The 12,895-nt window shown below is 59.7% G+C and carries 15 protein-coding genes; 7 read left to right on the top strand and 8 right to left on the bottom strand.

Features of this window, described 5'->3' with window-relative positions:
• Positions 1–60: 60 nt before the first annotated feature.
• Entirely contained in the window at positions 61–852 is a 792-nt protein-coding gene (otnI, locus tag V7Z56_RS14530) for a 2-oxo-tetronate isomerase (protein WP_334130252.1), read from the bottom strand.
• Positions 853–1,007: 155 nt separating this feature from the next.
• On the opposite strand from otnI, the gene V7Z56_RS14525 reads away from it, so the two are divergent.
• Positions 1,008–1,253: a hypothetical protein gene (locus V7Z56_RS14525; RefSeq protein WP_334130251.1), complete on the top strand. Its 246-nt coding sequence runs from the start codon at positions 1,008–1,010 to the stop codon at positions 1,251–1,253.
• 122 nt (positions 1,254–1,375) lie between these two features.
• Complete coding sequence (locus V7Z56_RS14520) at positions 1,376–2,068, top strand: NnrU family protein (protein WP_334130250.1); 693 nt, start codon at positions 1,376–1,378, stop codon at positions 2,066–2,068.
• Positions 2,069–2,080: 12 nt separating this feature from the next.
• On the opposite strand, the gene V7Z56_RS14515 is transcribed toward V7Z56_RS14520, so the two are convergent.
• Entirely contained in the window at positions 2,081–2,542 is a 462-nt protein-coding gene (locus tag V7Z56_RS14515; protein WP_334130249.1) for a PaaI family thioesterase, read from the bottom strand.
• Positions 2,543–2,676: 134 nt separating this feature from the next.
• Positions 2,677–4,170 (bottom strand): inorganic phosphate transporter, encoded by a 1,494-nt coding sequence (locus V7Z56_RS14510; protein ID WP_334130247.1) that lies wholly within the window; start codon positions 4,168–4,170, stop codon positions 2,677–2,679.
• 196 nt (positions 4,171–4,366) lie between these two features.
• Here V7Z56_RS14510 and V7Z56_RS14505 point away from each other — a divergent pair, with 196 nt between their 5' ends.
• The gene (locus V7Z56_RS14505; RefSeq protein WP_334130246.1) at positions 4,367–5,542 is read left to right on the top strand and encodes a M20 aminoacylase family protein; all 1,176 of its coding nucleotides are present in this window, start codon (positions 4,367–4,369) and stop codon (positions 5,540–5,542) included.
• Between the two features lie 151 nt (positions 5,543–5,693).
• Complete coding sequence (locus tag V7Z56_RS14500; RefSeq protein WP_334130244.1) at positions 5,694–6,554, top strand: MBL fold metallo-hydrolase; 861 nt, start codon at positions 5,694–5,696, stop codon at positions 6,552–6,554.
• Here the strand turns inward: V7Z56_RS14500 and V7Z56_RS14495 are convergent.
• Positions 6,551–7,435 carry a LysR substrate-binding domain-containing protein gene (locus V7Z56_RS14495; protein ID WP_334130243.1) on the bottom strand — a complete coding sequence of 295 codons (885 nt, stop codon included), beginning with the start codon at positions 7,433–7,435 and terminating at the stop codon, positions 6,551–6,553. The two genes, V7Z56_RS14500 and V7Z56_RS14495, sit on opposite strands and share 4 nt — an antisense overlap.
• 273 nt (positions 7,436–7,708) lie before the next feature.
• On the opposite strand from V7Z56_RS14495, the gene V7Z56_RS14490 reads away from it, so the two are divergent.
• On the top strand, positions 7,709–8,263 hold the full coding sequence (locus tag V7Z56_RS14490) for a histidine phosphatase family protein (protein ID WP_334130241.1): 555 nt from the start codon (positions 7,709–7,711) through the stop codon (positions 8,261–8,263).
• Between the two features lie 55 nt (positions 8,264–8,318).
• On the top strand, positions 8,319–8,786 hold the full coding sequence (locus tag V7Z56_RS14485; RefSeq protein ID WP_334130240.1) for a MarR family winged helix-turn-helix transcriptional regulator: 468 nt from the start codon (positions 8,319–8,321) through the stop codon (positions 8,784–8,786).
• A gap of 28 nt (positions 8,787–8,814) precedes the next feature.
• Here V7Z56_RS14485 and V7Z56_RS14480 read toward each other — a convergent pair whose 3' ends face one another.
• Positions 8,815–9,240: a c-type cytochrome gene (locus V7Z56_RS14480; RefSeq protein WP_334130239.1), complete on the bottom strand. Its 426-nt coding sequence runs from the start codon at positions 9,238–9,240 to the stop codon at positions 8,815–8,817.
• Between the two features lie 183 nt (positions 9,241–9,423).
• Between V7Z56_RS14480 and V7Z56_RS14475 the strand changes: the two genes are divergently transcribed.
• Positions 9,424–9,975: a hypothetical protein gene (locus V7Z56_RS14475; RefSeq protein ID WP_334130238.1), complete on the top strand. Its 552-nt coding sequence runs from the start codon at positions 9,424–9,426 to the stop codon at positions 9,973–9,975.
• 30 nt (positions 9,976–10,005) lie between these two features.
• Here the strand turns inward: V7Z56_RS14475 and V7Z56_RS14470 are convergent, their stop codons facing one another.
• From V7Z56_RS14470 to V7Z56_RS14460, 3 genes are all read right to left on the bottom strand, one after another.
• On the bottom strand, positions 10,006–11,184 hold the full coding sequence (locus tag V7Z56_RS14470) for a vWA domain-containing protein (RefSeq protein WP_334130237.1): 1,179 nt from the start codon (positions 11,182–11,184) through the stop codon (positions 10,006–10,008).
• Positions 11,185–11,192: 8 nt separating this feature from the next.
• The gene (locus tag V7Z56_RS14465; RefSeq protein ID WP_334130236.1) at positions 11,193–12,038 is read right to left on the bottom strand and encodes an AAA family ATPase; all 846 of its coding nucleotides are present in this window, start codon (positions 12,036–12,038) and stop codon (positions 11,193–11,195) included.
• 129 nt (positions 12,039–12,167) lie between these two features.
• Complete coding sequence (locus tag V7Z56_RS14460; RefSeq protein WP_334130235.1) at positions 12,168–12,815, bottom strand: carbonic anhydrase; 648 nt, start codon at positions 12,813–12,815, stop codon at positions 12,168–12,170.
• Positions 12,816–12,895 lie beyond the last annotated feature (80 nt).

Raw genomic sequence — 12,895 nt, 5'->3', positions numbered from 1 at the left:
CCAGATATAGCCCAAGCGCGGGCGGGAGGCTACTCTTGATCCGTGGTTTATTTACCGCCTTCATCGCGGCGGAGAGAGATAGTCCTTCGCCCAGCCGAGCGTTGCCCGCGTGCCGTTGGAGGGGATATATTCGCAGCCGATCCACCCCGAATAACTCTCTTTTTCGAGGAAATCGAAGATAAAAGGATAGTTGATCTCGCCGTTGTCCGGCTCGTGACGATGCGGCGGATTGGCGATCTGCATATGGCGGATATGCGTCGCCGCGGCGCGGTAATGCCGCGTGATATCCCCATGCATGCGCTGGACGTGGTAGACATCGAACTGCAGGCCGAGGTAAGGGTGATTGATCTCCTCGATCAGCGCCGTCGCCATCTCAAGGCTATCCAGGAAATAGCCCGGCATATCGACCGTGTTGATCGCCTCGATCAGGATCGCGACACCGGCCGCCGCGCCCATGTCAGCGGCGATTCTAAGGTTGTCGCGAAACGTCGCATACTGGCTCTCCCGCGAGACCGTTTCATCGCGAAGCCCGGCCATCAGATGCATCCGCTCCGCACCGATCGCCCGGGCGTAGGCGAGGCCTTGCGCAAGGCTGTCACGAAATTCGCCGCGCCGCCCCGCAAGGCTCGCAAGGCCGCGATCACCCTTTGCGAAGTCGCCGGCGCTGAAATTGAACAGCGCGGGCGTGAGGCCGTGGGTTGCAAGTTCCCGCCGGACATCTTCCGCATCGAACTCGTAGGGAAAGAGAAATTCGACGCCCTTGAAGCCGTCTTCCGCAGCGGCCGCGAAGCGATCAAGGAAGGGCAGGTCCTGATAGAGGAAGCTCAGATTGGCGGCGAATTTGAGAGACATGAATTGCTTCCTGTCAGAGAACCGGGCGGGCCGGCGCGCGTAGATTTGTTGTTGATGGTTTATTAAACCGGACGCGTTAAGAATTAAAGCCTCCTTTTCATCCACGGTCCCCTGCGATCTGTACCGGGGCCGGCAACTGGACTAATCTGGCGGTCATGGTTACAAAATCACCCACTGCGGCGCAGCTTCGTTATCTCCGGCTCGGGCGCTATCAGCCCGGCGGGAAACTGCCGCTTTTTGATTCGGATGGGCAGCAGATCAGCAGTGCGATCATCAGAAGCTGTCTCAAGCAGGGCTGGGTCGAGCCGTGGTTTGACAACCCGATCAAGCCCGACTGGCTGGTTTGCAAGCTGACGGACGAGGGGCGGCGGGTGATCGAAAAATACGCCGATCGCTACTGATGCTGGCGCATCATCTGTGATCAATCTCGCAAATTTACTGTTTTCTGTAGGCTCGGTGCTTTTGCGCGGCGTCATTTAGTGGCACACTCCGCCTCATTGTTCTCAAGAATGTGGAGGAGAAGATGACAGGAACAATGGGGGCGCTCCTGCTTGCAGCACTGGTCTTTCTGGCCATTCATATCATCCCGTCGAGTGTCCTGCGCGGCCGGATCGTCGCCGCCACGGGCGAGAAGGCGTATCTCGCAGGGTTCAGTCTTCTTTCCATCCTCGTTTTCGTCTGGCTCGTCCTCGCCTATCGGGATGCGCCTGCGGGGGAGACGCTCTGGCAGGCCGGAAACGCGGGCCGGCATATCGGCATGCTGCTGATGCTGATCGCCTCAATCCTCTTTGTCGGCGGTCTCACCAGCCCGAACCCGACGGCGGTTGGCGCGGCGCGGCTGATCGGAAAGGAAAGCGCCTATAGCGGCATCAACGCGATCACCCGGCATCCGATGATGTGGAGTTTCCTGCTCTGGTCGATCACCCATGTGATCAACAACGGCGATATCGCCTCGCTCATCTTCTTTGGCACCGTCGGGGTGCTGGCGCTGGCGGGGACCTTCCTGATCGATGCGAAGAAAGCGCGCCAGCTCGGGGAGGGCTGGGCCGACTACAGCCGGCGCACCTCCAACATTCCCTTTGCCGCCGTGATTGCGCGGCGGGCGACGCTCTCCTTCCGGCGGATATGGTGGCGCATCCTGCTCGGCGCCGTTCTCTGCGCGGTCCTGCTTATCCTGCACGAGCCGGTCTTCGGCGTCTCGCCGCATCCGCTGTAAGCGCCGGGCACCTCAGAAAATGGCGCAGGTCGTATTGCCGGTCGCGTAAATCTTGCCATCCTCGCCGATGATGCGCGCCTCGGCCGTGGCGATCCGCCGCCCTTTATGCACGACCTCGCCGGTCACCGTCACCTTGCCCATCCCCGGCATCATGGCGCGGAGATATTTGACGTTCAGATCGACCGTGGTGTAGCGCTCCCCGGGCTCGAGCAGGGTATGGATCGAGCAGCCGAGCGCGGAATCGAGCAGCGTCGCCGCATAGCCGCCGTGAACGGTGCCGATCGGGTTGAGATGGATCTCTCCCGGTACGCCCGTAAAGACCGCGCGTCCCGGCGTCACCTCGACGAGGTCAAAATCCATGGTCTGGCCGATGGCCGGTCGCCTGCCCGAACTCAGGACCGCCCACAGCTGTTCCAGCCCCGTCATCTCTTTGCGCGATTCTTCCAGTTTCCGTTTTTCCTCGGCTGCGCTCATTATGGCCTCCTTCTTTATTTGACCGATCGTTCCAGAATAACCGTTATCCCGGTTTCTGAAAACGGAAAATGCGACCTTATCGGATAACGCGAAAACATGCCTTGAAAAACTGCACGGCTTTCGCAAGCCGGAACTCAGTCCGCAATAAGCTGGGTCATCCAGAAGATGGCCGCCGCAATCAGCGCGGAGCAGGGGACGGTGATGACCCACGCCGCGACAATCGTCATCAGCTGCGAGCGGCGCACCAGCTTCTTGCGTTTGTTGTTGGACGTGTCCGCGATCTGATCGACGGGGAGGTTGCTGTCCGGGTTGATCTTCTGTTCGCGCTGGCTTTCGCGGAAGATGCGGGCGCGCCGCTCCGTATCCCACTCGCGGAAAAAGCCGACACCGAAAATCGCCCCGATGGCGATATGGGTCGAGCTGACCGGAAGGCCGAGCGCCGAGGCGAGTAGAACCGTGATGCCCGCCGCGAGCGCCACGCAATAGGCGCGCATCGGGTTCATCTTGGTGATCTGCTCGCCGACCGTGCGGATCAGCTTCGGGCCGAAGAGAAACAGTCCGGCGCTGATGCCGGCGGCCCCGATCAGCATCACCCAGAGCGGAATACCGACGCTGGTGTTAACGGTGCCGGACGCGGAAACGCCGACGATGGCGGCGAGCGGCCCGATGGCGTTCGCCACATCATTCGCACCATGCGCAAAGGAGAGAAGCGCCGCCGAGAAGATCAGCGGAATGGTAAAGAGGGCACGCACCGACTTGTTGCGGTTTTCCATGCCGACTGAGGCCCGGTTGATGATCGGGCGGACAATTGCGAAGGTGCCGACGAAGAAGAGAACGGAGACGATCAGCACGGTAAGAACGTCCGGCCGCCAGATCTTGCTGAGCCCCTTCATGATGAGATAGGCCGCAAAGACCCCGGCCATGAGGGCGACCAGCAGCGGCACCCAGCGCCGCGCGGCGGCAACCTTGTCGGTCTGATAGATGACCTTGTATTTGATGAAGGCAAGCAGAATGGCCGCGATGCCGCCGCCAAGAACCGGCGAGATGACCCAGCTTGCCGCAATCGAGCTCACCGTGAGCCAGTTGACGACGCCGAGCCCGGCTGCGGCGATACCCGCGCCCATGACGCCGCCGACGACGGCATGGGTGGTGGATACGGGGGCGCTTGCCCAGGTCGCGACATTGACCCAGAGCGCCGCCGCAAACAGCGCCGACATCATCGTCCAGATGAATATTTCGCTGTCGTGCACGGCGGCGGGATCGATAATCCCTTTCTGGATCGTGTTGATGACGTCCCCGCCTGCAAGAATAGCGCCTGCGGCTTCGAAAATCGCGGCGATAACAAGCGCGCCGAACATCGTCAGGGCGCGCGATCCGACGGCCGGGCCGACATTGTTGGCGACGTCATTGGCGCCGATATTGAGCGCCATATAGCCGCCGATGATGGCGGCGATAATGATCAGGGTCGAATGTTCGCCGCTCGTGGTGACGCTGGTGGCGAGCGCCCAGACGATGAGCAGGAAGAGAAGAGCAAGGGCGAGGGGCTTGAGGCTTTTTCCCGCAACTGTCGCTTGCGACTCGAGAGTCTCGATACGACCAAGATCCTTATCGAGAGTTTTCTTTACCATGTCCCCGTCCTGTACACGTTCCTGCCGGTAACAAAACTGTCACAAATCAAGCTGCTTTCTAGACCAGACGGAATGAGATTGAAAGCGGATTTCCGCGCCGGCTCCGGAATGACGCGTGGAAACGGCTTTCAACGCCTCCTCCGCCTGTGCTAGGCTTTCCTGAATGACCTTTCAACAGCCGTGAATGGTGGGAAAAATGAAGATACGTCCGGAAATTGAATCCCTGCATAGCGAAATGACCGAGTGGCGGCACAAGATACATATGCATCCCGAAACGGCTTTCGAAGAATATAAAACCTCCGACTTTGTTGCCGAAAAGCTGTCGAGCTTTGGAATCGAAGTGCACCGCGGCCTTGCCAGGACCGGGGTTGTCGGCACGCTCAAGAGCGGTGATGGCAACCGCGCCATCGGCCTTCGCGCGGATATGGATGCGCTTGACCTGCAGGAGGAAAATGAGTTTGCGCATCGCTCGCGCATCGACGGCAAGATGCATGGCTGCGGCCATGACGGCCATACCGTCATGCTGCTCGGCGCCGCGAAATATCTTGCGCAGACCCGCAATTTCAATGGCACGGTGCAGTTTATCTTCCAGCCGGCCGAGGAGAATGTCGCGGGCGGCCGGGTGATGATCCAGGACGGCCTGTTCGAGAAATTCCCGGTCGACAGCGTTTATGGCATGCATAACATGCCGGGCCATGAGGTTGGCAGCTTTGCGGTGCGCACCGGCCCCATCATGGCGTCGGCGGACTTTTTCAAGGCGCGGATCATCGGCAACGGCGGCCACGGCGCGTTTCCGCATCTGGCGACCGACCCCGTGGTGATCGCGTCCGAGATCGTGCTCGCCTGGCAGAATATTGTCAGCCGCAACACCGATCCGCTGCAGTCGGCCGTTGTCACGGTCGCGCAGATCAACGGCGGCCATACCAGCAACGTGATCCCGGCCGAGGTCGTCCTGACCGGCACGACGCGCGCCTTTGATCCGGCCGTGCAGGATATGATCGAAAACCGCATGCGGCAGATCGCGACGGGCATCGCCGCGGCGCATGGCGCCCGGGCGGAATTCACCTATGACCGGCGCTACGCCCCGACCATCAACACGCCCGAGGAGACCGAAGCGGCGATCGCGGCGGCGGTGAAACTTGTTGGCGATGCGCGGGTGAACAAGGATGTGACGCCGGTAATGGGGGCGGAGGATTTCTCCTGGATGCTGCGCGAGCGGCCCGGCTGCTACATCATGATCGCCAATGGCGCCGGGGAGGGAAGCTGCCACGTCCATAACCCCAATTACGACTTCAACGATGAAATCCTGCCGCTCGGCGCCAATTACTGGGTGGAGCTGACAGAGCAGATTCTCGGCAAAGAAGCGGCCTGATCACTTTATTTTCCTCGGTTTTGCTGGGCGGTTACTTTGTGAATCGTGATGGCCATTACAAAAATGACGATATTCACGTGATTTCATTATTGTGTAATATCACATTGTTAAATGATCACTGTGCTTCATATGTGAAAGGTGATTGCAAGCAATGACGATGCGCGTGAAATTCTGGGGTGTCAGAGGGTCGATAGCGACCCCGTCCGCCGATCATATGCGATATGGCGGCAATACCTCATGCGTTGAAGTCGTCATTGGCGACCGCGTCATTATCCTCGATGCCGGCACCGGCGTACGGTTGCTCGGCGATTGCCTGATGCGACGCGGGCGCAAGGATTATCTCTTCCTGCTCTCACACACGCATTGGGATCACATCAACGGCTTCCCCTTCTTCGCACCGATTTACCGGCCCGACGTCAGCATCAAGGTAATGACGGGGCACCTGTGCGAACTTGGCGGGATCAAGAAAGTCCTCTCCTCGCAGATGTGCCAGCCGACATTCCCCGTTCCGTTCGAGGAGCTGGCGGCGCAGCTGACTTTTGAGGATTTCCGCGCCGGTGTCTCCTTCTCGCTCGGCGATGATATTCATGTGCGCACCGCGCCGCTCAATCACCCGGGCGGAGCAACCGGCTACCGGATCGAGCATGGCGGAGCTTCGCTCTGCTACATCACCGATACGGAGCATGTCATCGGCAAGCCGGATGAGACGATCCTCAATCTCATCAGGGGCGCCGATCTCGTGATCTACGATTCGACCTACACCGATGATGAATATCCGACCTTTGCCGGCTGGGGGCATTCCACCTGGCAGGAAGGTGTTCGCCTCGGCCGCATGGCCGAAGTCGGGCAGCTCGCGATTTTCCACCATGATCCGAGCCATGATGATTCCTTCATGGACGGTATCGCCCGCGCCGCGCACAAGATGTGGCCGCGCGCCTTCGTCGCCCGCGAAGGGATGATGATCGAACTTGCGGGCGCGCAGCAGCCGGACCGCGTGCCGCTTGCGCTCTAGGCTGCGGTCTCGCCGTCGCCCTTTGGATAATCGCAAAGCGCGAGAAAGGATGAGATGAGGCGCGATTCCCGCTCTCCCTTGAGGCCGATGACATAGGTGGCCTCGTGCATCCGCCCTCCCTCAACCTCAATCCCCTGCAATCGCGTATCCCATTTTATCTCGCTCTCGGTAAAAAGCGTGAAGCCCATGTCGTTGGCGACCGCCTCGCGGGCGATTTCCTTATTCTGCAGGCAGAGGGTCCGGTCTGTCTCGCGCGGCAACAGTTTCGACCAATGCGGCGGGACGGCCCCGCTGGTGAAGGGATTGAACGGCAGGACCAGCATCCGTCCCGATAGCTCGCGAAGGGTGAGGGAGCCGCGCCTCGCCCACGGATTTTTGCGCGCAACGGCGACTTTCAAAGGCTCCTCCGCCACCTTCACGCCGAACAGCCGCCGGTCCGAGGGCGGCGCGTGATGCACGGCGAGATTGGCGCGGAAATCGAGAATATTCTTCTCGATACTGTCGGCCGTCGTCGTCTGGAAGGTGATGTGGATACCTGGATACTGCGCCTGGAACGCCGCAACGAGGGGCAGCGAGTTCAGCGACGAGCTGGTGATGACGCTGAGTTGCCCGGCTTCGAGCGAGCCAAGCGAGCAGAGCAGCCGCTGCGCTTCTTCTTCAAGGCGGAGCATTTTCCGGGCGATCTCAAGAAGCAGCTCGCCGGAGGCGGTAATCTCTGTTCTGCGGCCGCGCCGCTGGAACAGCTTGGTGTTATAGGCCTGCTCCAGCGCCTGAATCTGTAGCGTGACAGCAGGCTGGGTAAGACCTAGGGTTTTCGCAGCGGCTGAAAAACCACCTGTTTCTGCCACGGCATGGAATGCCTTCAATTGTACATGATTCATCGCAGATATCCGGTTTATATCATAAGGCGGTGACGTCTGTTATTCTGTCTCTCTTTCATTGCATAGTATTTACTTTAATAACGCTTAAGTTATGTTTTTGCGCCTGTCAATTGAGATGTGTTTATTTACCACACCAATACAGAGTATAGTATTGATAAAGTTTATTTATTCTTTTCAATTGTCGCCAGAATTTCTCGTCTATGATGTGATTACTGCGGCGCGGAAAAGGCCATGCGGCGTCTGAAAATGGCGTTACGGAAAAAGGAGTTGCGAGTGACTACAACCATCTGTTTTGTACGCCACGGCGAGGCGGCGGCGACCTGGGAGAAGGCGCGTGACCCGGGATTGAGTGTGCTTGGCGCGCAACAGGCGCGGGAGGTTGCCCTGCATCTCGACCGGCAGATTCCGCGGGCTCGGCTCTATTCAAGCCCGCTGCAACGGACGCGGGAGACCTCGAAGCCGCTCGCCGATCTGTGGCAGCGGGAGGTCGAGATCGCGCCGGCGCTCGCCGAGGTTCCCTCCGGCGGGCTCGACCTTGCAAAGCGGCGCGCCTGGCTCGACGGCGTGCTCGCCGGCAACTGGAGCGATCAGTCCGAAACGCTGCAGCGCTGGCGCGCCGACATCGTGGACTTCACCCGGGCGCGGCAGGAGGATTCGGTCTTTTTTACGCATTTTGTTGTGATCAATGCTATTGTCAGCGCCATTGAGGGGCGCGATAATGTGGTTTTGTTCCGTCCCGACTTTTGCTCGATCACGAAGATTCGCCTGAGCGGCGGAGAGATGGAGATCATTGAAAAGGGACGCGAAGCCATCACCATCGTGAGATAGTGTCCCGCCTGTCGTCGCCTGCTCCGGTGGCCGAGATTTATGAAGTTGATGCCTTATGACCCAGCAGCCCACGCCGCCGCAGCCGGAAAAGCCGGATAGCCGATCCATCGACGATTATCACGTCGAGTTGCATATCGGTCACCTCCTCCGCCGCGCCCATCAACGGGCGAGCGCGATTTTCCAGTCGCATATGGGCTATGAGCAGATCACGCCGACGCAGTTTGCCGCGCTTGTCAAACTGCGCGATGAGGGCGAGCTGTCGCAGAACCACCTCGGCCGTCTGACGGCGATGGATCCCGCGACCATTCAGGGCGTGATCCGCCGCCTGACCGACCGTGGACTGATCGAGACCCGGCCCGATGAAAACGACCGGCGGCGGATGCTGCTGCGGCTGAGCGAGGCGGGACTTGCCCTCACCGAGCAGCTCATTCCGCACGGCTTTGACATCACCGACGATACGCTCGCGCCGCTCTCGGAGGCGGAAAAAGAACAGATCGTCGCGCTGTTGCAGAAGATCAGCTAACCCGCTTCCCGAGCGGTGCCCGGTGCCGCTACTCGATCCCGTTCGCCTTCTGAAGCTCGCGGACATAGACGAGCAGGGCGGCGATTTCCTCATCTTTTATTTCCGGATCCGGCGGCATGTCGCCGAACGGCCATTTCGATTGCGCCGCGCCGCTCCGGATCGCCCGGCCGAAGGCGGCGTCGTCCAACGAGTCCGGTCCATACATCATATGGACGAGCGGCGGGCCAACCCCGTCGCGGCCCGAGGCGTTGAACCCGTGGCAATAGGCGCATTCCGTATCAAAAACGAGCTGGCCTTCTTCTCCCCGCGGCGTGAGGGTGGCGCTTGTCACATCGGCGATGGGGCCGCCGCTCAGGCTGTCCTGCTGTTCCGATTCCTGGAGAAGGACGTAGCTGATGGCGATGATCAGCAAAATCAGAAGGACAAAAACAATATTCTTGACGAGACTACTCATCGGGGACCACCAGAAGCGTTTCCGTCAATCAACGATATCTAATTCACGCGATGAGGTACAGGGAAAAGCACGGCGGCGCCTGCAGGGCCGTTCGCCGAACCTCATCGATGCGGGATTCCGCGGGGGCGAAAAAGAGGGTATAAATATATTCATCACAAGGCGGGGGAAGGAGGAGGACGCGCGATGCATTGGGCCCTGGAGCAGCTGCTGGTCGGCCGGGCGGACCGACAGACAATTGCGAAATATGCGACCGGCGCGGACCGCATGCTGGGCATTCTGCTGATGCTGTCGGCGGCGCTGCTTGGCCTTGCGCTGACCCAGCCGCTCCTGACGGCGGGCGGGTTTATGGCGCTCGCGGGCGAATATTCGCTGCTGGAGCTGATAAAGGCGCTGTTTTTGAGCGGCCGCGGTGCGATGGCGCTGATCATCGCGCTTTTCGTGATCGTCTTTCCCGTCGTGCTGCTCTCGCTCGCCTTTGATGTCTGGTACAAGTTTGAGCTGGGTGGCGATAAATTCGAGCGAAAATCAGCGCGGCTTCGCGCTCTCGGCCGGCTGGTCCTGCCCGTATTCGCGCTCATCCCGATCGCGTTGTATCTCGCCGGGCGGGAAGCGGACGTGATACTGCATGGGGCCGGGCTCTATCTCGTTGCAAGCTTCGCGCTGTTGAAAATCGCCACCGCGCGGATGCAGCCATTGACCCGCGCCGTGCGTTTTGTCGATGCGGAGGAAACTTAACAGATTAGCGCAGATTGGACGCTGGCCGGCTTAGCGGCTCAGTTCCTTCATCGCCGCTTCGATGCCGCCGATGGTCAGCGGATACATGCGGTCCGTCATCAGCTGCTTCATCAGTTGCACGGACGGCGTATATTCCCAGTATTTCTCGGGCACCGGATTGAGCCAGACCGCCTTGTGATAGACGTTCAGCATCCGCTCCATCCAGACCTGGCCCGATTCCTCGTTCCAATGCTCGACGCTGCCGCCCGGATAGGCGATCTCATAGGGGCTCATGGTCGCATCGCCGACGAAGATCAGCTTGTAATCGGCCGGATATTTATGCAGCACGTCCCAGGTCGGCATGAAAGAGGTGTGGCGGCGGCTGTTCTCTTTCCACAGCTTCTCGTAGACGCAGTTGTGGAAATAGAAGAATTCGAGATGCTTGAACTCGCTGCGCGCCGCCGAGAACAGCTCCTCGCAGGCCTTGATGTGATCATCCATCGAGCCGCCGATGTCAAAAAGGATCAGCACCTTCACCGTATTGTGCCGCTCGGGCCGCATCTTGAGATCGAGGAAACCGGCGTTGCGAGCGGTTGAGCGGATGGTGTCGTCAAGGTCGAGCTCTTCCGCCGCGCCTTCGCGGGCGAACTGACGCAGGCGCTTCATGGCGACCTTGATATTGCGGGTGCCAAGCTCGACGCTGTCGTCGAGGTTTTTATATTCGCGCTTGTCCCACACCTTGACCGCGCGGCGATGGCGGCTTTCCTGCTGGCCGATGCGCACCCCTTCGGGGTTGTAGCCATAGGCGCCGAAGGGCGAACGGCCGGCGGTGCCGATCCATTTGTTGCCGCCCTGATGGCGCTTCTCCTGCTCCTTGAGGCGCTGCTGAAGCGTTTCCATCAGCTTCTCCCAGCCGCCGAGAGCCTCAACTGCGGCCTTTTCCTCGTCGGTGAGGGTCAGCTCGGCGAGCTTGCGCAGCCACTCTTCCGGAATTTCCGCGGTTGCGGCATCGGAGAGAAACTCGATGCCGTTGAAGCAATGGGCGAAAACCTGATCATATTTGTCCAGATTCTTTTCATCCTTCACCAGCGTCGCCCGGGCAAGATAATAGAAATCATTGACCGAATAGTCGGCGCAGCCGGCTTTCAGCGCCTCGATCAGGGTCAGATACTCGCGCAGTGTGACCGGGATCGCGGCGTCTCGTAGGGTGAAAAAGAAGCGGGTGAACATGGCTGGTCCTAGCGCTGCTCGCGGCGGGAGAGGAAGGCGAGCCGTTCAAAGAGATGCACGTCCTGCTCGTTCTTCAAAAGCGCGCCATAGAGCGGCGGGATGATCTTGCCCGGATCCTTCGAGCGGAGCACGTCTTCGGGCAGTTCCTCGCTCATCAGCAGCTTCAGCCAGTCGATCAGCTCGCTCGTCGAGGGCTTCTTCTTCAGGCCCGGCGTCTCGCGCACGTCGAAGAAGACGCGGAGCGCCTCGCGCACCAGCTCGCGTTTCGCGTTCGGATGATGCACCTCGACGATCTTCTCCATCGTCTCGGGATCGGGGAAGCTGATATAATGGAAGAAGCAGCGGCGCAGGAACGCGTCCGGCAGTTCCTTCTCGTTGTTCGAGGTGATGATCACGAGCGGGCGCTGCTTCGCCTTGATGGTCTGCTGCGTCTCATAGACATAGAACTCCATCCGGTCGAGTTCCTGCAGCAGGTCGTTCGGAAACTCGATATCCGCCTTGTCGATCTCGTCGATCAGCAGCACCGGGCTGACGTCCGAGGTAAAGGCCTCCCACATCTTGCCGGGGCGGATGTAGTTGGAGATGTCATGCACCTTGTCATCGCCGAGCTGGGAATCGCGCAGCCGCGACACGGCGTCATATTCATAAAGACCCTGCTGCGCCTTGGTGGTGGATTTGATGTTCCACTCGATAAACGGTTTGCCGAGTGACTTCGCCACTTCCTGCGCCAGCACGGTCTTGCCGGTGCCGGGCTCGCCCTTGATCAGCAGCGGACGCTCGAGGGTGATGGCGGCGTTGACGGCGATCATCAGATCTTCCGTTGCCACGTAATTGTCAGTACCTTTAAATTTCATGCCGTTTACTCGATCTCGTTCTTCTTGGTTTTTCTTGGGGCGCCAATGGGGAAAATAAGCCCGGCCGCCCCAGACTTCAAGCTATTTGACAGTTTGTCAATTCAGAGGCTGTGCAGAAGGCGGAAAGCTTTAGCCGCGTTCCGCCAGCAATTTCGGGAAATCCGCCCCGCGCGTCACCTTGTTGCCGATTTCGCAATGGATGAGATCGCGCAGCAGCCCGTCGGCGACGGAGTAGATCAGGCCATGCACGGTGAAGGTCTGGCCCGCATCCCACGCATCGCGGACAACGGTTGTCGAGCAGACATTCTGCACCTGCTCGATGACATTGAGTTCGCAGAGGAGGTCCGTCTTCTGCTTGCCATCCTCGGCTTTGTCGATCAGGTCGGTGTAGGTGCGGGCAACGGCGCGGATATGCTGCAGCCAGTTGTCGATCATGCCGTTTTTGCGCTGTGAGAGAACCGCCGTAATGCCGCCGCAGCCATAATGGCCGCATACGATGATATGCCGCACTTTCAGGACCTCGATCGCATATTGCAGGACCGACAGGCAGTTGAGATCGGAGGGGACAACCACATTGGCGATATTGCGGTGGACGAACACTTCGCCCGGCGGCAGGTCCATGATCTGGTTGGCGGGAACGCGGCTGTCGGAGCAGCCGATCCACAAATGCGCCGGTGTCTGCTGATGGGCGAGGCGGGAGAAATATTCCGGATCCGCCCGGACGGTTTCATTTGCCCACGCGCGATTCATCTCGAAAACCTTTTTGAAATCGTCCATCAATTTCTTCCTTGTATCTTTCGGCCAAAAGGCGCATTGCTATCGGCGACGCAGGCGTGTTTACCACAATTTCCGGCGAG

The organism is Sneathiella sp., from assembly GCF_036844445.1.
In the GTDB taxonomy this organism is placed as follows: domain Bacteria; phylum Pseudomonadota; class Alphaproteobacteria; order Sneathiellales; family Sneathiellaceae; genus Sneathiella.
This window is presented reverse-complemented; position numbering and strand designations above follow the sequence as displayed.